Origin of the sequence: Streptomyces sp. NPDC059224, from assembly GCF_042754285.1 — a bacterium.
GTDB lineage: Bacteria > Actinomycetota > Actinomycetes > Streptomycetales > Streptomycetaceae > Streptomyces.
In genome coordinates this window covers 56034-76992 of sequence record NZ_JBHZAN010000004.1, presented here as the reverse complement: position 1 = coordinate 76992, position 20959 = coordinate 56034, and the positions used below count along the sequence as shown (strand labels likewise).

Annotated in this window: 12 protein-coding genes and 1 pseudogene; 7 read left to right on the top strand and 6 right to left on the bottom strand. The window is 70.3% G+C overall.

The window, feature by feature from the left end; genetic code table 11:
- Positions 1-45 precede the first annotated feature (45 nt).
- The 3 genes from ACFXI4_RS05555 to ACFXI4_RS05545 all read left to right on the top strand — a co-directional run bounded on the left by ACFXI4_RS05555 (position 46) and on the right by ACFXI4_RS05545 (position 2456).
- On the top strand, positions 46-1311 hold the full coding sequence (locus tag ACFXI4_RS05555) for a sensor histidine kinase (RefSeq protein WP_384988640.1): 1266 nt from the start codon (positions 46-48) through the stop codon (positions 1309-1311).
- Positions 1308-1976: a response regulator gene (locus ACFXI4_RS05550; RefSeq protein ID WP_384988388.1), complete on the top strand. Its 669-nt coding sequence runs from the start codon at positions 1308-1310 to the stop codon at positions 1974-1976. Before ACFXI4_RS05555 ends, ACFXI4_RS05550 begins: the two co-directional genes overlap by 4 nt.
- A gap of 126 nt (positions 1977-2102) precedes the next feature.
- A complete protein-coding gene (locus tag ACFXI4_RS05545; RefSeq protein WP_384988387.1) occupies positions 2103-2456 on the top strand; it encodes a hypothetical protein in 354 nt (117 codons plus the stop codon).
- A 172-nt stretch (positions 2457-2628) separates the two neighbouring features.
- On the opposite strand, the gene ACFXI4_RS05540 is transcribed toward ACFXI4_RS05545, so the two are convergent.
- Complete coding sequence (locus ACFXI4_RS05540; protein ID WP_384988386.1) at positions 2629-3360, bottom strand: MgtC/SapB family protein; 732 nt, start codon at positions 3358-3360, stop codon at positions 2629-2631.
- A gap of 746 nt (positions 3361-4106) precedes the next feature.
- A complete protein-coding gene (locus ACFXI4_RS05535) occupies positions 4107-8255 on the bottom strand; it encodes a carboxypeptidase regulatory-like domain-containing protein (protein ID WP_384988385.1) in 4149 nt (1382 codons plus the stop codon).
- 443 nt (positions 8256-8698) lie between these two features.
- Here ACFXI4_RS05535 and ACFXI4_RS05530 point away from each other — a divergent pair, with 443 nt between their 5' ends.
- Positions 8699-12958: a carboxypeptidase regulatory-like domain-containing protein gene (locus tag ACFXI4_RS05530; RefSeq protein ID WP_384988384.1), complete on the top strand. Its 4260-nt coding sequence runs from the start codon at positions 8699-8701 to the stop codon at positions 12956-12958.
- Positions 12959-13046: 88 nt separating this feature from the next.
- Here ACFXI4_RS05530 and ACFXI4_RS05525 read toward each other — a convergent pair whose 3' ends face one another.
- From ACFXI4_RS05525 to ACFXI4_RS05515, 3 genes are all read right to left on the bottom strand, one after another.
- The gene (locus ACFXI4_RS05525) at positions 13047-14120 is read right to left on the bottom strand and encodes a helix-turn-helix domain-containing protein (protein ID WP_384988382.1); all 1074 of its coding nucleotides are present in this window, start codon (positions 14118-14120) and stop codon (positions 13047-13049) included.
- Positions 14121-14331: 211 nt separating this feature from the next.
- On the bottom strand, positions 14332-14973 hold the full coding sequence (locus ACFXI4_RS05520; RefSeq protein ID WP_384988380.1) for a TetR/AcrR family transcriptional regulator: 642 nt from the start codon (positions 14971-14973) through the stop codon (positions 14332-14334).
- 180 nt (positions 14974-15153) lie between these two features.
- On the bottom strand, positions 15154-16089 hold the full coding sequence (locus ACFXI4_RS05515; RefSeq protein WP_384988379.1) for an SDR family NAD(P)-dependent oxidoreductase: 936 nt from the start codon (positions 16087-16089) through the stop codon (positions 15154-15156).
- A 271-nt stretch (positions 16090-16360) separates the two neighbouring features.
- Between ACFXI4_RS05515 and ACFXI4_RS05510 the strand changes: the two genes are divergently transcribed.
- From ACFXI4_RS05510 to ACFXI4_RS05500, 3 genes and pseudogenes are all read left to right on the top strand, one after another.
- Positions 16361-17038, top strand: coding sequence for a hypothetical protein (locus tag ACFXI4_RS05510; protein ID WP_384988377.1), 678 nt, complete (start codon positions 16361-16363; stop codon positions 17036-17038).
- Positions 17035-17504: pseudogene (locus ACFXI4_RS05505) on the top strand (glycosyltransferase). The gene ACFXI4_RS05510 and the pseudogene ACFXI4_RS05505 overlap by 4 nt, the downstream one beginning before the upstream one ends.
- A 270-nt stretch (positions 17505-17774) precedes the next feature.
- On the top strand, positions 17775-18176 hold the full coding sequence (locus ACFXI4_RS05500; protein ID WP_384988376.1) for a PPOX class F420-dependent oxidoreductase: 402 nt from the start codon (positions 17775-17777) through the stop codon (positions 18174-18176).
- A gap of 337 nt (positions 18177-18513) precedes the next feature.
- Here ACFXI4_RS05500 and ACFXI4_RS05495 read toward each other — a convergent pair whose 3' ends face one another.
- A complete protein-coding gene (locus tag ACFXI4_RS05495; protein WP_384988374.1) occupies positions 18514-20466 on the bottom strand; it encodes a LamG-like jellyroll fold domain-containing protein in 1953 nt (650 codons plus the stop codon).
- Positions 20467-20959: the final 493 nt, after the last annotated feature.

The following is a 20959-nucleotide window of genomic DNA, read 5'->3' as shown; positions in this document are numbered from 1 at the left end:
GTGACCACCTTGACGACGACCACCCCCGCCGAGGACATCGGCGCGATGGGACCGCTGGCCGCCCGGCTCGCCCGGGCCGGCCAGCGGCTGCGGCAGGCCGACCGCGCCCACCCGTGGGTGCTGGACACCGCAGTGGCGGCGCTGGTCTTCCTCATGTTCTGTCTGCCGGACCTGCTGCACCACGGCCGCTCCGTGGACACCGAAGGCGACGGCCCGCACCGGTTCCACTTCGCGTTCACCCAGCTCCCCCTGGCTGCCATGCTGGCCCTGCAGGCCGGTCTGGTGCTGCCGCTGCTGTGGCGCCGTCGCCGGCCCATGGCGGCCTTCGTCGCTGTCGCCGTGGTGTTCGTCCTGCAGTGGTCGCTGGGTGCCGCGCTGCGCGCGGACGTCGCCCTGTTCATCGCCCTGTACAGCCTCGCCCTGCACGGGCAGCTGCGCCGGCTGCCCTGGGCGTGCGCGGTCATGGCGGCGGGGATGGTGCTGGTCGCGGTGCGGGTCTCGCCGGCCGTGTCGGTCTGGGACGCCCTGTTCTTCCTGCTGAGCACGGCCACCGCGGCCGTGGCCGTCGGCCTGACGGTACGGGCACGGCGGGCGCAGCTCGCAGGACTGCGGGAGCGGGCGGCGCGGCTGGAGACCGAACGCGACCAGCGCATCCGACTCGCGACCGCCACGGAACGTGCCAGGGTGGCCCGTGAGATGCACGACATCGTCGGCCACAACCTGGCCGTCATCATCACCCTCGCCGACGCCGGTTCCTACGCCACGAACACGGCTCCCCAACGCGGCAGGGAGGCCCTCCGGCTCATCGGCGACACCGGCCGGACGGCCCTCGGTGAACTGCGCCGCGTCCTCGGCGTCCTGCGCGAGGCGTCCGACGGCACCCGGCAGGCCCCCGAACTCAGTCCCCAGCCGGGCCTCGCGGACGTCGAGACGCTGTGCGACGGCGTACGCACCGCCGGACTGGAGATCGTCTACCGGACCGTCGGCGAGGTGGACACCCTGGACCGGGGCATGCAGCTGACCGTGTACCGCATCGTCCAGGAGGCCCTGACGAACACGTTGAAGCACGCCGGCGCCGGCACCCGGGTGACCCTGTCGGTCGTCGCCGGGGACGGCCGGCTCGTCATCCGGATCAGGGACAACGGCCCGGCCGGACACCGGGGACCGGGGAACGAGGAAGGACACGGACTGGTGGGCATGCGCGAACGGGCGGCACTGTACGGAGGGACCGTGAGCGCCGGTCCCGCGGCCGACGGGGGATGGGCCGTGGAAGCCGTCCTCGACCTGACACCCCAGGGAGGCACCCGGTGACCACGGTGCTCATCGTCGACGACCAGCAGTTGCAGCGCTACGGCTTTCGGGTCCTGCTCGACTCCATCCCCGAGACGGAGGTGGTCGGCGAGGCCGCGAACGGTGCCGAGGCCGTCCGCAGGACCGCCGAACTCCGTCCCGACGTCGTCCTGATGGACGTACGCATGCCCGGTATGGACGGTATCGAGGCGACCCGCCTGATCGCCGAGACCGGCGGGCGTTCCCGTGTCCTCGTACTGACCACCTTCGACGTCGACGAGTACGTGCATGCCGCCCTACGGGCCGGAGCCAGCGGGTTCCTCCTCAAGGACGCGCGCCCCGAGGAACTCCTCGCCGGGATCCGCGCGGTCGCCGGGGGCGACGCGGTGATCGCGCCGGCCCTCACCCGGCGCATCCTGGACGAGTACGCCCGGCACGTGCCGGCGAGAAGGGGGGACCCGGGCGAGGACCCGCAGGTGGCCTCCCTCACCGAACGCGAGCGGGAGATCCTCGTCGCCATCGGCAAGGGCTGGACCAACGGTGAGATCGCCGCCCGCTTCGTGGTGACCGAGTCCACCGTGAAGACGCACGTCGGCCGTGTCCTGGCCAAGATCGGCGCCCGCGACCGAATCCAGGCGGTGATCTTCGCCTATGACCGGGGTCTCGCCCGTCCCGGTGGCGGCTGAACCGGACGCGAAGCCGTCCCGTCGTCTTCTCACCCGCCCCTCGACCTGCACGCCGTTGGGTGGGATGTCCTCCAGCGAGCTGTAGGAGGAGTCGATTGCGTGGCGTGCGACGACAGGAGGTGCGAGATGACCGGCGGCTTGAACGCCACGACGACTGGTGTCCTTCGCACCGGCCTTCCGCGGCGGGCCCTCAAACCTCGGTGCCCTCGCGGTGAACCCTGGCTCGGGGCGGTCGCGGCCGCCCTCACGCTCGCCCAGCTCGTCCTCGTACGGCCGGATCTCTTCCTCGGCCGGGACGAGACCGTCTACGTCAGCCAAGTCAGCGGTCACGTCCCCGCCGCCTGCTTCGGCGCCTCCCGCGCCCGTGGCATCTCGGTCCTCGCCGCCCCGATCGCATCCTGGTCGGGCGCGTCTGGCGAGGCCACCTCAGGCCCGGCGTCCTGGCCCGGGCCGGCGCGCGTTTCGCCGCGTTGCCGGTGACGCCGTTCTACGGCCCGCGCGTGCACGCACGGGACCGGGCGGCCCGTCGTCCAGACCGTGCCGGTCCTGCAGCTCACTCCCTCAGCCTGAGGCCGATGCCGCCGGAGGCAAGGACAGGTTCAGTTCCCTGTGCGCCGCGGCGCGGTGGTGGCGGCCCTGGGTGCCGGGAGGTCTACTCGGCACCGTCGGAGGCGCTGAGTGCGAGTTCGATCACGCCGTCGTTCTGGAACAGCGCCGAGGTCAGCAGGCCGGTGTCGGCGCTTCCCTCCAGTTCGAGCAGGACGTGGGCGGCTGGATCCGCCCGCCCGGGCAGCCGCTTGACCTTGACCTGGAGGATGCTGAACCCGCGCTGGGTGCACGTCTCCATCAGCCGGGGCAGCAGGGCGGTCCCGGTGCGATAGGTCATGTTCAGTTCCACGACCGATGGTGTCGGGCTGGGTACCACCTTGCTGAGGAGGAGGGGGTAGCCGCGGACGACGAGGAAGTGCAGAGCGGTGACGGCGAGGGCGAGGACAGGCAGGCCGCCGCCGCAGGCCATGCCGACCGCGCAGGTGAGCCAGACGGTGGCGGCCGTGGTCAGGCCGCGTACGGCGTCACGGCGTACGAAGATGATGCCGCCGCCTATGAAGCCGATCCCCGAGACGACCTGGGCCGCGACTCGTGACGGGTCGAAAGATACGTTGTCCAGACCCAGCACGTTGGAGAAACCGTGCTGGGAGACCTCCATCATCAACGCGCTGGCGATCCCGACCAGGGTGTGCGTACGCAGGCCCGCGCTCTTTTGCTGAGCCGCCCTCTCCCAGCCGATCAGACTCGACAGCACCAGGGCGAGACCCAACTCGGCCAGCTGCCGCAGACCCTGTCCGTTGTTCACATCCCATAGGGGAACCGCCAGTGTGGCCATACCCGCCTCCCGTCCGGTACTGCTTCTACCCCGCCCACAAGCCACTGCTCCTGCGACTCGTCCGACAGTCAGATGTCACGGACAGTAAGGTGACCGTAGCCCCGGCGTGCAAGGCCGCAGAGTGGGGAGCAGACGCGCGCAGGAGGGAGCACGGGAGGCGCACACCGCCGGACGTGCACCACGAGAACCGGGCTGGGCGGGCGACGGCCTGGTGGTTTCGGCGAAACCGGCGGGTTCAGCCCTCTGCCGGGCCACCGGCGCGCTGCTCGGACCCTCGCCACGCTACGAACCATCCCGGCGGGTACGGGAAGCAGCGCCCCGGCCTCTCAGCGGCGCCGGCCCCGAAGACGATGACATGTCGTCACGGTTGACCGAAGGTGCGCATGGCCAGTTCCGTGCGCAGCCGGGTCAGCCCGTCGATTTCGGCGTCGAGGGCAGCGGGCCCGCGCGCGATCACCCCGGAGCCGGGTCGGAGGTCTCCGCCGATCTGGCGGCCGTGCCCCCCGCGGCGCTCTAGCATCTTCTGTCACGGGCCGGCATGGGCGCCCTGGCAGCCGCCCGCCGATGCGGCGGGTGTGCACGGCGTGGTGGTCTCACGGGCATGTCCGCGCAGACACGTCGTCGCGGGCACGTCCGCTCGGGCACGGGTGGGCCGGCCCGCTGGGGCCGGCCCACCCTTCCACGCCCAGGTCATGCCGGCAGTGAGGCGATGGTGCGGGTCCGCACACTGCCGGCGTCATGTCGGGCTACCTGCGCTTCAGGGTGAAGTTGCTGGTGACCGTCGCTCCCTTCTGGATCTTGACCGTCGCCACGGTCGGCTGGTAGCCGTCCTTGGCGACGATCACGGTCAGCGGGTTGTTGCGGGTGTCGAGCCAGAGGGCGTACCTGCCGTCGGCGGTGGTGGTCAGGGTGTACGTCGAGGCCCAGCTGTCGATCTGCACGGTCGCTCCGGCCAGTGGCGCGGTGCCGCCGGACGCCGTGGCACCGAGGACGGTCCCGGTGATCTTGCCCCAGGTCTTGGGCGGGTTGACGTGCAGGCTGACCGGTACACGCGGCACGGAGTACGGCGTGTCGGTGCCCACGGTGAGCGCGGCGGTGAGGTCACCGGGCTGGGTCACCTCGGGAACCGAGGCGTCCAGGGAGACGGTGACGGTCGCCTTCGCACCGGGCTGCAGGGTGAGCTGCTGGGTGCTCTCGCTCAGCCAGGTGATGTCGCCCGATCCGGTCTGGTCGTAGCCGGGCAGGAGTTCGGCCTTCGACGTCGGCGTGCTGGGCGCGGTGCCACCACCGATCTTGTAGAAGCCGGGAGCGCCGCCGCCGCGGTACGTGGGAACGGCGGGGTTGGGCAGTGCGCTCCAGGTACCGGCCTTCGGGTCGAAGGCCTGGCTGCGGTTGGTGAGGGCGTTGTTGCCGACACCGCCGGCCAGCAGCAGCTGCCCGTTGGCCGCGGTGTAGGCCGAACCCCACTGCGCGGCGGGCATGTCCGCGAGCTGGGACCAGCTGTCGGCGTCCGGGTCGTAGACGTAGGTGTGGGTCACGTCGCTGTTGCCGGAACCCAGACCGCCCGCGCAGTAGAGCAGGTCGTCGACGGCGCCGCAGGCCTGCCACGAGATCGTCTCGGGGTAGGAGGCGATCGCGGACCACGAGTCGGACTTCGGGTCGTAGACACTGGCGTCCGTGGTGCCGCAGGAGTCGGCCCCACAACCGCCGATCATGTAGAGCTTGCCGTTCAGGACGGCGCTGCCGGAGCCCGCGTACGGGTTGGGCGCCGACGCCCCCGTGGTCCAGCTGTCCGAACTCGGGTCGTAGATCTCCAGTCTGGCGTCCGGGCTGCCGCTCGCGCCCCAGCCGCCGGCGGCGTAGAACTTGCCGTCGATGAAGCCGTGCGCGGGGGCCTCACGGGTGTCGGACGCGCTCGCCAGCTTGGTCCAGCTGCCGGCGACCGGATCCAGGACGTACATGTCCTTGCTGTCGGCCGTCCCCGTGAACCCGTAGGCCGAGTACACCTTGCCGTCGTTTGTGCCGACGGCGTTGTCCATGATGGCGCCCGGGAAGTCGGGGGCCGCCTGCCAGGGGCCGTCGGCCGGCACGGCAGCCGGCTTGGCCGGATCGCTCTTGGCGTGGGCCTTGCTGGACAGCGGGGTGAAGTCCCCCTTGACGGTCCGCAGCGCGGCGCCCTTGCCCTGCTGGGTGAAGGCACCGGCCTGTTCGCCCAGGTCGACCGTGGCGGGCGCACCGCCGGTGTTCTTCACCGTCAGGTTCTGCGTCTTGGACCCGCCCCAGGCGACGGTGGCGGCGACGGACGCGGGGGTGACGGTGATGTTCCCGGCCTTGAGGGTGAAGTCGGCCTCCACCGCGCTGTCGGCGCCGACCTTCACCGTCTTCGACAGGGAGGAGTACTTGGACTTGGCGGCGGTGAAGGCGTGGCTGCCGAAGGTGGTCGAGAAGAGGGAGTAGTAGCCGTCGGAGAGGTTCGGGTCGTCAGGGGTGGCGACCGAAGTGGCCTTCTCGGCGGGCTTGTCCTGGCTGGTGACGGTGGCGCCGACCACGCCCGTGTCGGTGTTCGCGTCGCTCACGGTGCCGACGACGAGGGCACCGGGGGTGGGTGTGACCGTGCGGTCGCCGATGAAGACGTCGTCCACGGACCACCACCACCCGAAGTGCGAGGTGAAGTGGAAGCGCAGCTGTACCGCCGGCTTGCCCGCGAAGTCGGTGAGCGGGACCGTGACGTGCTGGCCGGGGAAGATGGACGAGCCCGCGGACCAGACCTTGGTCCAGGTCTTTCCGCCGTCCTCGGTCGCCTCGACGTCGGCGGTCTGGTTGTTGAACTGCTGGTACTGGGTGTTGAAGGCCAGTTCCGGGTTGTCCTTGCCGGAGAAGTCGTAGACCGGGGTCACCAGGGAGGTGTCCTGGGTGGCCGCGCCGCCGAAGTGGTCGCTGTCGGCGATGGCGAACGACCCGTCACCGCCGGTGCCGTTGCCGCGGTTGGAGGGGTCGTCGAACTGCCAGCCGCCCTCCGTGCCGTCCGCGTTGACCACGCTCCAGCCGCTCGGCGGGGCGTCGGTGGCGTCGAAGGGTTCGGTGTCGCCCTTGTCCTGGACCTGGTACCCGGGTGTGCTGGTGGCCCAGGAGTCGACCGGGACCGAGAAGCCCACGGTCTGGTCGGAGCCGCCGACGTCGACCTTCTTGGTGACGGCCCGGTAGCCGGTGGAGGCCGTGGCGACGTGCAGCGTGTAGGTGTGTCCCTGGGGCAGGTCGAGGCTGTAGGAGCCGGTGACCGGGTCGGTCCACACCGAGCCGGGCACACCGTCCGCGGTGATCTTGGCGTAGAGCGGCCACCCGTGGCCCGAGCCGTCGACGACCTTGCCGGCGACGGTCCGGCTGGGCACCGGTGCGAGGGAGAAGCTCTTCGTGAGCGCCGCGCCGTCGTCGACAACGATGTCGTGCGCCGAACCGTCGGCGTAGCCGAAGGCCTCGACGCTGATGTCGTAGGTGCCGGTCGGCACCGTGAGGGAGTACGCGCCGGAGGCGTCGGTGTGGGCCACGTTGGTGCCCGCACTGACGGTGGCCGCGGTGACCGGCTTGCCGGTGGCGCTGTCGGTCACGGTTCCGGAGATCACTCCGTGCGGACCGCTGCGGAACGCGGAGAGGCCGGCGGGGGTGCCCAGGCCGGTCGGACCGTCGTAGCCGCCGGTCCCGTTGCACAGGTACGAGGGGGAGCAACTGCCGTTGCTGCCGGTGGTGATGTCGTTGATCCCGGCGCTCGCCCCGTACGGGTAGGAGTTCGGGTAGGTGCCGGCGACGGGGGTCCCGGCGTCGGCGTACACCGACGCGATGATGGGCGACGAGACGCTCGTGCCGCCGTACACGGCCCAGCCGCCGTTGCCGTAGGTCTGGTAGACCGCCACGTCCTCCGCGACGGCGGAGACGTCGGCGAGAGCCCGGTGGTCACAGCCGGTGTCGTGCTGGAAGGCGGGTTTGGGCTCGTACAGGGAGCACCCGGAGCCGGCGAGGTTCCAGGCCGACTCGGTCCAGCCGCGCGGCGTGGAGGGCGCCCGGGTCAGCGTGGTGCCGCCGACCGCGGTCACGTACTGGGAGGCCGCCGGGTAGCCGACACCGTAGGCGTAGTCGCCGGTGGACGCGGTGATCGCGACACCCGGGTGGTTGTAGTGCGCGTCCAGCGTGGTGGTCTCGGAGGGGTCCTCGCCGTTGCCGCCACGGTAGTCGGTGCCGTACGAGTTGGAGACGAACTTCGCGCCGAGCGCGACCGCTTGGTCGACGGCCGCGGACAGGCTCTCGAAGCTGTTGTCGTCGGCTTCGACGAGCAGGATGTGGGCGTTGGGCGCGATCGCGGAGACCATGTCGAGGTCGAGCGATATCTCACCGGCCCAGCCCGGGTCCGGGGTGGGGTAGTGGGTGCCGCCGCGCTGGTCGACCTTCTGGAAGCAGCCGTTGTCCGTGGTGCAGGCGGGCAGTCCGTACTGCGCGCGGTAGACGGCCAGGTCCGCCTCGGCGGTCGGGTCGTCGAAGGCGTCGACGATGGCGACGGTCTGCCCGCCGCCACCGTCCGCACCGAGGTTGTACGCGCTCTGCAGGTCCGCGGCGCCGTAGCCCTGAGGGGTGTCGGCTGCCCGCATCACGCCCTTGACCGACTTCACGTCGGAGCGGCGCAGGGCGAAGCAGGAGAAGTGACTGCGCTCGGCGACGGCACAAGTCGGCTCGAAGAGCGGTCGGGTGTCCTTCGCGGTGGTGGACGTGGGCGCGGCGCTCGAAGCTGATGCGGGGGCCTGCAGACCGAGCAGCGCCATCGTGGTGGCGCCGAGGACGGCCAGACCGGTGGAGAGGGTTCGACGGAGAGGGGATCTGGATCTCGCTGTGGTGCCTGTGGTGCGCAACGTGTGACTCCCATGCGTGGTTGCCGGGGTCGACCCGTACACGGCTCTCGGGCGACGGTGAATGGGTTGGCATTCACCGGGGGCCAATTAGCGGGATCGGTAATTCGACTGTCAATCATGCGTGTTGAGTGATCGTTGTGACTTACTGTCAGTTCTGACGGCCCGTCAGAGGCGATATTGCTCGCAATTCATGGACGTTTCACAGGGAATGCACGGTTCCGTGCGTCCGCTGACCGGACGTGCGGCGCGCGCCCCGAGGTGGCGTTCACCGGTATATGTCAAAGGCGTGAATACGACACGGCGTCAAACCGCCAGCTGCCCGCGTTGACCAGCTGAGGTGAATGGTTGGACCTTTATGCAGGTCACCACGTCTGCTCCACATAAAGTCCCCGCGCTGAACGATGCCGGGTCCTCGCCCACCCTTAGAGCTCCTGGAGCCGTTCTTGCTGCAGAGATCCCTCGCCGCCCCCGGACGGCGCAGGTCGTCCCGCCTCCGGGCTGTCGTGGTCACGGGGGCCACCGCGCTGCTCGCCGTCCTGGCGGCCCTGGTGCCTGGACAGGCCCTTGCCGTGCAGGCCACGCCCGAACCGTCCGACGTTTCACCGGCCACCGTCTCGGCCGAGCCGGCCTGCGGCACACCTCGACCCGGCTCCTTCACCTGTTTCGCCATGCGCCGTACCGACGTCCCCGCCACGCTCGGCCTGCGCCGCGCGACCGCCGGCGGAACCGATCCCGACGGCTATTCCCCGGCCGACCTGCGCGCCGCGTACGGACTGCCGGCCGACGGCGGAGCCGGGGCCACGATCGCGATCGTCGACGCCTATGACAACCCCACCGCCGAAGCCGATCTCGCCGTCTATCGAGCGCAGTTCGGACTCCCTTCCTGCACCTCGGACAACGGCTGCTTCCGCAAGGTGGACGAGCACGGAACGACCGCCTACCCCGCCGCGGACGACGGCTGGGCCGGTGAGATATCGCTCGACCTCGACATGGTCTCCGCGATCGCACCCGACGCCCACATCCTGCTCGTCGAGGCCGACAGCGCGACCTCCGACGACCTGGGCACCGCCGAGAACACCGCCGTGTCCCTGGGCGCGCGCTACGTCTCCAACTCCTGGGGCGGCTACAGCGACGACACCGGACAACTCGCCTACGACGAGGCCTATTTCAACCATCCGGGTGTGGCAGTCGTCTTCAGCTCGGGGGACGACGGGTACGGACCGAGCTACCCCGCCTCCTCGCCGTACGTCACCGCGGTGGGCGGCACCTCACTGATCCGGGACGACAGCGCGCGAGGCTGGCACGAGTCGGTCTGGAACGCCACGGTCGCCGACGGCAGCGGGCAGCAGCACTGGGGAGCGCCCGGATCCGGCTGCTCGGACGTCGAGCCCAAACCGGCCTTCCAGTCCGCCGTGGACTGCCCGGGCCGCTCGGTCGCGGACGTCAGCGCCGTCGCCGACCCCGCCACCGGCGTCGCGGTCTACAACTCCTTCTCGGACGGCGGCTGGAACGTCTACGGCGGCACCAGCGCCTCCGCACCCATCATCGCCGGCGTGTACGCGCTGGCCGGCACACCCGTATCCGGCACCTATCCCGCCGCCTACCCCTACCAGGCGCCCGGCGCACTCCATGACGTGACGCAGGGCGACAACGCGTCCTGCGCCGACCGCTCGGTGTGCGGCCACGGCACGGCACCCGAGTGCACCCCGGCCTTCAGCTGCGCCGCGCGGCCCGGTTACGACGGACCGACCGGACTGGGCACGCCCGACGGCGTGGCCGACTTCCGGCCCGGCGCGCACGGCACCGTGTCCGGCACCGTCACCGACGCTGACACCGGCCGCCCCGTACCCGGCGCCACGGTCGCACTCGGCGACCACCGGGCGACCACCGACGACGCGGGCGCCTACCGGCTGGACGTACCGGCGGACTCCTACCCCCTGACGGTCAGCGCCTTCGGCTACCGGGACGGCGACCTCGGCACGGTCCAGGTGACCGACGGCGCCACTTTGACCAGGAAAGCCGCGCTGACCCCGCTGCCCTCGCAGACCCTGTCGGGCACAGTGCGCGACGGCGGACGGCACGGCTGGGGCGTCTACGCCCGGCTCACGATCGACGGAGTGCCGGGCGCCTTGTTCACCGACCCGGCGACCGGCCGGTACACGGTACGGGTGCCCGAGGGGCACACCTACACCCTGCACGCCACCGCCCTCTACCCCGGCTACCGTCCCGCCGGGACCACCACTCAGGTGCGTACCGCACCGCGGACCGCCGACCTGACGCTGCCGCTCACCACCACGGGAACACTCCCGCCCGGCTACGAGATGACCTACCACGGGGGCGAGTCGCAGTCCTTCCCGGCCACGGCCGCACCCGACGGCTGGAGCGTCCGCAACCACACGGCGGCCGGCGGCTGGCAGTTCGACGATCCGCTCAACCGGGGCAACCAGACCGGCGGCAGCGGCCGGTTCGCCGAAGTGGACGACTTCGCCCTGGGCTGGGCCCCCGCCGACACCGAACTCATCAGCCCGGTCTACGACTTCAGCGCCGAGCGGACCCCCGAGCTCCAATTCGACACCGCGCTGCCCTCGCTGTACCGGCTCGGCGACCTCACCGCCGACGTCGACGCCAGCACCGACGGCGGCACGACCTGGACCACCCTGTGGCACCACACCGACATCGTCGCCGGCCCCGCACACCAGACGGTGCCCCTGGCCGCGTACGCGGGCAAGAAGTCCGTCCGCCTCAGATTCCACTTCACCGGCTCCCTGACCGGCATCTGGCAGATCGACGACGTGCGGGTCGGAACCCCGACCCTGCTCACCCGACCCGGCGGGCTGCTGGTCGGACGGGTCGACGACGCCAACTCGGGCCACGGTGTCCTCGGTGCGACCGTCACCGCCGCGGCCACGGCGGCCGACAGCGGCCGTATGGTCGCCGCGCCGGGCGACCCGGCGCACAGCGACGGCCTGTACTGGCTGTTCTCCTCCCGCACGGGTCCGCAGAAGTTCACCGCGGGACTGCCCGGCTTCGGCTATCCGCCCGTCACGGACACGGTCCGGGTACGGCCCGACACCGTCACCACGGCCGACTTCACCCTGCACCCGGCGCAACTGCGCTACGACCGACCGGCGGTGACGGCCGACGTGCCCTGGGGCACGAAGAAGAGCGTCACGGTCACCGTTCGCAACACCGGAGGCTCGCCGGCCACCGTCTCGCTGGGCGAGCAGGGACTCGGCGGCCCGCCGCCGGCATCCGGTGGTGGGCCGGCCCGGCACACCCCGTCCGCCCTCACCCCGAACGCCCTTCCGCGAACCGCCCCCGCACCGGCGTCCGTACCCGCTGCCCCCACGAGCCAGGGGTGGTCCGAGCTGACAGATCTGCCGACCGGGACCTTCGAGGGGATCGCCGCGGTGGACGGCGGCCGGCTGTACGCCGGACTCGGTGAGGCACCGGGAAGCCAGTGGAGCGGGACCTTCTCCACGTACGACCCGGACACCGCGACGTGGCGCGCCCTCGCGCCGCCCGCCACCAAACGGCTCGGCCCGGCCTACGGCTTCATCCGGGGCAAGCTGTACGTCACCGGAGGCCGCGACGCCGCGGGCGCACCCATCGCGGGCGGTGAGGTCTACGACCCGGCCACCGACACCTGGTCACAGATCGCCGACGCGCCCAAGGCCTACGGCGCCGCGGGCTCCGTGGTCGTCGGCGACCGGCTGTACGTGATCGGCGGCTGCGACCAGATCAACTGCGGCACCACCGACGTCCAGGTCTACGACCCGGCGACCGACACCTGGTCGGCCGGCAAGCCCTACCCGGAACCGATCTCGTACCCGGTGTGCGGCGCCGCGGACGGCGTGGCCTACTGCGCCGGCGGTGCCTACGAACCCGACGGCCACGTCCCGCAGGCCACCGCCCACACCTACGCGCTCGACCGGACGAGCGGGACCTGGCGCCGGGTCGCCGACGCACCCGCCGATGTCTGGGGCGCCACCGGGACGGCCGCCGACGGCCGGCTCCTCGTGGCCGGAGGCTTCGAAGTGAGCGCGGGCGTACTCACCAACGAGGCCCACGCCTATGACCCGGCCACGGACACCTGGTCGTCCCTGGCCAACCTGGCCGGACCCCTGCTCGGTGCGCAGTCGGCCCCGGGATGGTTCGCCGTCGGCGGCATGGACGCCTCCAACGTGCCGCAGTCGGCCGTGCGTGAACTGCCGGGCTGGGACCAGGCGCACGGGGACGTCCCCTGGCTCGCCGAATCCGCCGGGAGACGTACCGTCAAGGCACACGGCTCGACCAGAATCCGGCTGACCCTCGACGCCGGGGCGATGACCACCGCCGACGCCGGCACGCACCGGGCCGCGCTCGTCGTCGACACGGACAGCCCGTACGGCGCGGTGTCGCTGCCGGTGACCATGACCGTGGTGCCGCCGGCCGGCTGGGGCAGAGTCACCGGAACCGTCACCGGTACGACGGCCGAGGGGACGGCGGCGCCACTCGCGGGTGCCACGGTCGGTGTCGACGGCCCGCACGGAACGGTGGCCACGACGACGGCTCCGGACGGCACGTACTCCACGTGGCTGCCGGTCCGTGGCCGCTCGGTCCGGGTGACGGTGTCGGCCCCGGGGCACCGGACCACGACCCGCTCGATCCGGCTCGTGAAGGGGCACACGGTCACGGCGGACTTCCTTCTGCGTACGGAGTAGAAAGAGCCGGCCGGGAGCAGGCCGACCGGCCCGCGGCCCGCCGGAGCGCGTTGCGCCCGACGGGCCGCGGACTTCCCGGGCACCTCGGCTAGGAACCGGTGTGTCCCGGCTGGCCGCGCAACCCCGGCGGCCCGATGGGCCGTTCCGGATCCGGCTGCCACCAACCGCGGCTGGCGGCCAGGACTCCGGCCTGGAACCGGCTCGCCGCACCGAGCCGGCCGAGGAGCGCCTGCACCCGACGCTGCACCGTGCGATGGCCTATGCGGAGTTGACGTGCGATGGCCTCGTCCGACATCCCCATGGCGAGCAAGGAGATGATCCGCCGCTCCTCGTCGTTGACGAACTCGTCCGGACTCACGGACGCCGGCGCCCCGGGCAGATAGGGCTGAGCCTGCTCCCACAGCGACTCGAAGAGCGTGGACAACGCGTCGAGCAGCGCGGAGGGATGGACCAGAATGCACGCGTCCAGAACCTGCGGCGTCGCCAGAAGGGGGATCAGCGCTGCCTGATCGTCCGCGATGATCAGCTTCATCGGGGCTTCGGGCAGAAAACGGACCTCTTCGCCTGCCGAGATGTCGGCCTCCACCCGCGCCACCACACCGGGCAGGCTGAGGGTGTCACGAGCGTGGATGAAGCGGCTGCGCACATCGCGTCCGACCACCGCGGTAGCGGAGTTGACGCGTTCGCCGTCACTCGCCTGAGCATAGGGAGGCGCGTCTATGCCCCGGATCTCCCGCTCCGCGCGTTTGAACAACTGCTGCCCGCAGCGGGCCACCCCGTCACGTCCGGTCACCACCTCGATCAGTGCCGTCGAGTCCCGGCTGCGACGAGCCTCACGATGGCGCTCCGTCAACCTCTCGGTCAGCGCCCTCACCCGGTGGATGTCGCGTTCGCGCGCCAGTATCAGTACTTCCAGCGCGTGGTCGGGCGGCAGAGCGGTGTAGGAAGGGATGCTGCCGGGCAGCCGGGAGATCAGGCCACCGTCCTCCAGCCGCATCAGAGCGTGCGAGGCCATCTCGACATCGATGTCAGCACGGTGGCACAACTCGTCCACGGACATGGGCGGATTGTCGACCAGGACGAGATACAGGGCTTCCGCGGACTGGTCCAGCCCGAGAACTTCTAACACTGCCACCTCCGACGACCCTCTGGTCTGCGTCACCCTAATGATCACCCCATCCCCAACCGTTCAAGCCGGTCCCGTCCGTTCTCCCCGGCTTGCCCCGGCAGACCGACGGCGGGGCCGCCTGGGCGCGCACATCGTGGACCCCGGGGCCGCCGGGAGCCCCTGCCCGTGGCTTCGGGGGGAGGACAGTCAGGTAGCCGTATTGCGTCAGGTGAGGGCCCGGGTCGTGTGGAGATTCAACCGGGGATCACTTTCGAACTTCGGCAGGGCGACGATAGGCGCCGTACCACCAGATCAGGGCGAGTTCGCGGGCGAAGACCGCGTCACGGCTGCCGTCGTCGACCCGGATGTGGTGCGCGATGGCCTGAGCTCCACCCCACGCGATGATGCGGCTCGCGGAAACGGCATCAACGTCGGCCGTGGTTGAACCGGCGGCCTGTTCGGACAGCACGGTCCGCAGCGCGATCTCCTCGAAGTTCTCAAGATTCGCGGTGTAGAAATCGCTCACCGCGGAGTCGTAGGACGCCGCCTCACCGACCGCGGTGATCACGCCCTGATGGGCACGGTGGATCTTGATCACCTCCTCGAAGAACCGGGCCAGCCGGTCGGCCCCGCCCTCCCTGGCAGCCGGGTCCCACAGCTGCGCCAGTTCCAGCAGGGACTCCCGCAGACTGTCGGTGAGCCGCACCAGAGCGTCCGACTTGCTCTGGAAGTGGGCGTAGAACGTGGCCCGCGACACGCCCGCTTCCTCCAGGAGCCTCTGGACGCTGATGTCGGAGAAGGCCGTTCCGGAATTGAGCAGCCGCTCCAGGGTGGACGTCACCTGAACCCGGGTCGCGGCCGAACGCGCCGCATAGCTGTCGGCTTGATGCCGGGTCACGGGCCTCATCTGGCGTCCTCTCCTCTGTTGTCGTGCTCGGATCGAACCCGGGCCCGGCGACGGTGCCCCGCGGCCCGTGGCGGTGCTCCACGGGAGCGGTTCGACCCGGCTCCCCAGCTGTTACTTGCCATGTACGCGTCAGTGGACAGCTGGGGAGCTGGTCCCCCATTGTGCACGGGCGTCACCGGATCAGCGCACCACGGGCAGGGCGTAGTCCCACAGCCGGTCCGCGGCGGCGGGGTCCACCGACCACTTCGCGACACCTGCCATCACGTCAGGCCCCCCCTCGACGACCTGCGATTCCTGGTTGTCCTCGAAGTACCGCCCTGTCACCTTGTCGAGGAGCGGCGAGGCGGCCAGCAGCACCGTGGTGGCAGCTCCCTGAGCCGGGGTCTTGAAGTAGTCGGGAGTGACCAGATTGCCGTCCGCGTCCATGGCGCCGATGGCCTGCATCGTCGCCCGGTCCATGTGGCGAGCCAGGTTGGTGTGGATCCACCCCGGCGCGCAGGCGTTGGCGGTGATGCCGTCTTCGGCCCATCGACGGCTGATTCCGACGGCGAGCAGCACGTCCGCGGTCTTCGACTGCGCGTAGGCGATGAACGGGTCGTAGGGGTGTCGCTCGAACTGGGGGTCGTCGAAGTCGAACCCCGCCCGCAGCTGGGCACCGGAGCTGAGCACGACCACGCGAGGCTTCTCGGCCGCCCGCAGAGCGGTGTGCAGGCCGACAGCGAGGGCGAAGTGGCCGAGGTAGTTGGTGGCGAGCTGCATCTCCCACCCCTGTGCACTGACCTGATGAGTCGGGAGCATCATCACGCCGGCGTTGGCGACGAGGGCGTCAAGCGGCCCACTCCAGGCGCCGCAGAACGCACGGACGGAAGCCAGGTCGGCGAGATCGAGTGCGACGGCCCGGGTGCCCGGCAGCTCCTTTACCAGCGGCTCGGCGTCAGCGGGATTCCTGGTGGCGATCGTGACCTGCGCTCCCGCACCGGCCAGCGCGCGAACCGTTTCCACACCGAGACCGGACGCCCCTCCGGTCACGATCATCCGTCGCCCGCTGAGATCGACTCCATCGAGTACCTCGGCGGCGGTGGCCCGCATCCCGAACCGCGTCGTTGTCAGCGTCATGGCTGTGCCCTGCTTTCCGTAGAACTGTTTCGTTGCCTGACCGGTGAAGCGCCTCGCACTGCTCCGGCCAAGGCTCCACCCTCCAAACCATACATCGTGTTCAGAATGTACGTCTGGTTCGTGGGCCGCGGCTGAGGGCCCGGGCGGTGTGGATGCGGATGCTGGACCTCATGACCTTCGTCGACGTGTCCTCGGCCGGGCCGGAGGGGCGAGGAGGGGGGCGCCCGAAGGGGATTATTTGACGCTACAAGTAATGTTGTGGTGTCGGTTCATGCGTGTTCTGATGTTTGCCAACCCATTGCTGGGTCATCTGCTGCCGATGCTCCCGCTGGCGCGGGCCTTGCGTCAGCAGGGTCACACCGTGGCCTTCGCGACGGCCAGGCACCTGGAATCCACCGTTGCACCCCATGGTTTCGCTCTGATCTCCGCAGGTCCGACGACGGAGACCGTGGTCGCCGAGGTGACTCGGCACCTCGGCGCGGACTGGTTGAGGAGCCGATCTCCGGATGGTGCCGCGGAGTTCTTCGCCGGAGCCCGGATCGATCTCGGTGCGGACGAGGCACTCGCGGGTGCGCGCGCATGGGCGCCCGACGTCATCGTTTCGGAGCATTGTGACTTCGTAGGACCACTCGTCGCCGCCGCACTGAAGATCCCCTCCGTGGCGATGGCCATTGACCCGACACTGGAACCGGAACTTCTCACTGCGCTGGCCGCAACCGCGCACAGCCGCTATCTCGAGCGCGGCCTCGAGCCACCCGCCCACGCGCCCTGCGGACAGTGGCTGCTTGACCTGTGCCCACCCTCCCTCCAACGCGACGGTGAGCTGCCGGCCCTCCATCGCCTGGCGCTGCGGCCGGAGCCCCTCAGGCCCCCGAAGGGGTACCACGTGCGCCACGAGCAACGCTCTCCGGCCGACCTCGGGTGCTGGTCAGCTTCAGCACCGCCATGAACGCGCCAGAGCGCCTCGGATCCGTGCTCAGGTCGCTCAGCACCCTGGACCTCGACCTTGTGGCGACGGCTTCGGGCGGCATGCCCATCGACAGCACCGGGCTGGACCCGGATCGGGTCGAGCTGGTCACCTTCCTGCCCGCCGCAGAGTTGCTCGACGGAGTGTCGGTCGTCGTGCACCACGGCGGTTCCGGCACCACGTTCGCGCGGCGGCACGCGGCATTCCCGCAGCAGTGGTTCCGGGCATGCCCGGCCAGCGGCGCCAGGCAGCCCGACTCGAGGCCGCAGGCGCCGGACTGGCCCTGCCGATGGGGGAGGAGACCACTCCGGAAGCCGTCACGGCCGCAGTCGGACGGCTGCTGGCCGAGACGACCTTCACCACCGCCGCCCACCGACTCCGCGACGAAATAGCGGCGATGCCATCGGCGGCGGAGGTCGCTGACCATCTCGTTGCCTCGGTCGTCTGACTGACGGCAGGCGGGATCCGGACTGCTCGGCGCACCGGATCCCGCCTGTGAAGGGGAAGGCCGAGCCGAGCTGTGCGGCCGGTCGGTGTGCACCATGCTCATCCGGGAGGATGACCTTGCCCCGTGCATGCTCATGGATGCTGCGCCCGTCAAGGACGGCGAACTCCGAGTCGCGGCCGGTGCATGGTTCCCGGGGGCGGAGCGAGGGCCACACTGTACGCGTGGCTACCGTGGGCCGGGCATTCATCAGTCCTGTCCCTGGAGACCTCCATGCCTGTATCGCTCGGCGAGGACGTGGTGTCGATGCTGCGGCGTCCCAGCACCTGCTACATCGCCACGACGATGCCCGTCGGCTCGCCCCAGCTCACCCAGACCTGGGTCGACACCGACGGTGAGCACGTCCTGATCAACAGCGTCGAGTCGCATCAGAAGGCCCGGAACGTCGCGCGTGACCCGCGGGTGGCCGTTGCGGTCTCCGCCCCCTCGGATCCGTCCTCCTACGTCCAGATCCGCGGTCGTGTCGTGCGGGTGACCACGGAGGGAGCGGCCGAGCACATCGAGGCGCTCGCGCAGAGGTACCTCGGTGGGCCCTACCCGTGGTTCGGCGGCCGCGACCAGGTGCGGGTGATCTTGGTGATCCAGCCCGAACGGATCACCAGCCCCCGCGGCTGAAATCCACTGACGAGGCCGGAGTCCGAGGCGAGGTGAGGGACCGCTGCGCCGCGTGGCCTCGCACCTGGACCGGCTCCGTCTCGGCGGCCGCCGCAACGCCTGCGCCGGCGGTGCGGCGGCCGCTTCGGGAGATGAACGACGGTCTGCCTGCTGCCGCTCGTGGCGGCGACGAGCGCCTTCGTCAACGGCGGCTCAGCTCGGAAGCGTGCCGTCGCCGGCTGACTCCCGTTCTTGTGGCACACCCGACTGGCCGGTGCCGAGTCCTTCGGTCACCGGCCAGTCGTCAGTCGGTACGCCCTCGGCCGATGGGAGGGGGCCGAGGGCGCCGGCCCGCCACCTACTCGGCCGTCAGGAACTCCTTCGCGGCCAGCGGTCGGTCGACGATGCGGATGTCACCGAGGTTGCCGTGGAAGACGACGTCGACGGCACCGGCATACTCGTGACCGCCCACCAGCCAGGGAAGTCCGAGTGAGGTGAGGCCGACCGAGAGTCTCTTCGGGTTGTCGACGACCGGCGCTCCCTCGACGTACAGGCGCGTGAAGCGGCCGTCGTTGACCACCGCCAGGTGCCACCACTTGAGCTCCACCAGGCCGTGGCCCCAGTTGGTCGTCGGGTAGGTGTCGTTCGTCGGGTAGTGGTTGAACTGCGGCTCCCGGCCGTTGTTGGTGATGGCGAACTGGGCCAGCGGCTCGTTGGGGTCGGTGTTCTTGCCGTGCTTGCCCGCGGCCCCGGCGGAGCCCCGGCGGCTGAGGAACGAGGCGTTGCCGTTCTTCCCGGCGTCCCAGTCCAGCGGCATCCTGACGAACGCCTCGATCGTGTAGCCGCCCCGGAACGTCTCGGAGTTCAGCGGTGCCGTCGCGCCGGTGGTCAGGTACGCGCCGTGGACGGGATTGCGTCCGCCGGTGAACTGCAGGCTGGCGTGGCCGGGCTGGTCGGGGTGGTGGTCGGCGGACCAGGTCAGCGCGTCGGCGGCGCTGCCCGGCACGCTGACCACGGTCAGGTCGTTGCCCTTGCCCGACAGGTCGTGGATCCGCTGGCCCTCGGTCAGTGCCGTCCCCGGAGCGCCCTGGCCGTCGAAGCGCCAGTAGGCCAGCGTGCCCTTCACCAGCTCTCGGGCGGCCGGTCGCGCCGGTCGCACCGGAACCGGGTCGAATCCCGAGAACCGCTTCTCGAATTCGATCGGCACCGAGAAGTTGTCGACCGGGCCGCTCACGCGGGCGAGTTCGGCGGCCAGCGTGTTACGGGACTCGGGATCCTGGGCCAGGATCCAGGGGTTGATCGTTTCGACATCGATCGTGTTGCGGACCAGGTCGAAGTGGTAGAGGCGGATCATGCCGCCGCCGCCGAAGTAGCGGTTCTGGTAGTTGGCGATGTGCAGGTGCACGTCGTTGCCGGCCGCGTTCTTCTTGGTGGTGCGGGCGGGCGGCCAGTAGTGGCCGTTGACGGTCAGGAACACCTGGTCGTTGTCCTTGACCAGCTTGTCCCAGACCGTCTGTCCGTGGTCGGAGAGTCCGGCGTTGTCCTCGGGGTCGCCGGATTCGTACGGGAAAACGTTGTCATCGTAGTTCGACCACACCATGTCGTGCGTCGTGAGGATCACGGGCATCTTCGGGTGCGCCTTGATGACCTCGTCGGCCCACGCGAAGCCCTGGTCGGTCGTGCGCCAGTCCAGGGCCAGCAGCAGCCAGGAGCGGCCGGCGGCCTGGAAGATGTGCGCGGTGTTGTACCCGGTCCTGTCCGCCCCGGCGAACGTCTTCGAGTGCCGGAACCTGCTGGGGCCCATGGTCTGGAGGTACGTCGTGTCGCCGCGGGTGTCATCGCCGCTCAGGTCGTGGTTGCCGGCGACGACGCTGTAGGCGGCGCCGTGCGCGTCCAGCAGCGCGAACGCCTTGTCGACCTGCTCGAACGACGACGGATCGGCGTCCTGCGTCATGTCACCGAGGTGAGCCATGAACACGATGTTGAGATCGGGGTTTCCGCTGTTGTTGATGATGTAGCGGAAAGACTCCTCCTGAGGGGTCCGGTTCACGCTGTCCTGGCTGCCCCAGTACATGAACTGGGTGTCCGGCATGACCGCGAGGGTGAACTGGAGGGACGTCGGATCCGGATTCCACTTGCCGACCTTGCCGGGCTTAGTGGCGTCCGCGGCGAACGCGGGCGATGCGCCGAGCACGGATGCCCCCGTCCCCGTTACCGCCGCCCCCGCGCCGGCCAGGGCCGCACTGCGCAGAAATCCGCGTCGGCTGTGTCCAGCGGAGTCGTGGGTGTGGTTGTCACCATCAGTGCACATGAAAGCTCTTTCGGATTGTTTGATCATGCAATGAACAAACTAGACAGAAGCTCGGTGCGCCGGGCGGACGTGAGATGACCAGCGACCATCAGGTACTTGGCCACTGTCGAACGGGCAGGCCCCTTGGTGGCCGGGGGGCGCCTTTCCGGTGAAGGTCCGGTGGCGGCTCGCTCGCGGCGTCCTGGACGACAGTGGTGTCTCGATCGGGCCGGCCGCAGAGGCCGCCGGTCGGTCAAGCCGTCATCGGCCGGGCGGGGGAGAGGAGGTGGTCGCCACCTGTCGAAGACTCGTTCACGTCGGCGTCGCCCGGGAGTCCGTCCTCGCGGAAGCCGAGCCGGTCACGAGTCTGGAGGACCAGGATGAAAGGGCCCCGCACGTCTTCGATGCGATGCCCTGACCCGCGTGGACGACGGGAAGATCACCTGGAATCGGGACTACTTCTACAACACCCGGGCCGAGACCCGGGGGCACGACGGCGAGTCCCGATCCGCCC

Coding starts and splice junctions, on each gene's coding strand:
- ACFXI4_RS05555 (WP_384988640.1), top strand. CDS start 46: ATGGGACCGCTGGCCGCCCGGCTCGCCCGGGCCGGCCAGCGGCTGCGG.
- ACFXI4_RS05545 (WP_384988387.1), top strand. CDS start 2,103: ATGACCGGCGGCTTGAACGCCACGACGACTGGTGTCCTTCGCACCGGC.
- ACFXI4_RS05540 (WP_384988386.1), bottom strand. CDS start 3,360: ATGGCCACACTGGCGGTTCCCCTATGGGATGTGAACAACGGACAGGGT.
- ACFXI4_RS05520 (WP_384988380.1), bottom strand. CDS start 14,973: ATGAGGCCCGTGACCCGGCATCAAGCCGACAGCTATGCGGCGCGTTCG.
- ACFXI4_RS05515 (WP_384988379.1), bottom strand. CDS start 16,089: ATGACGCTGACAACGACGCGGTTCGGGATGCGGGCCACCGCCGCCGAG.
- ACFXI4_RS05510 (WP_384988377.1), top strand. CDS start 16,361: ATGCGTGTTCTGATGTTTGCCAACCCATTGCTGGGTCATCTGCTGCCG.
- ACFXI4_RS05500 (WP_384988376.1), top strand. CDS start 17,775: ATGCCTGTATCGCTCGGCGAGGACGTGGTGTCGATGCTGCGGCGTCCC.
- ACFXI4_RS05495 (WP_384988374.1), bottom strand. CDS start 20,466: ATGTGCACTGATGGTGACAACCACACCCACGACTCCGCTGGACACAGC.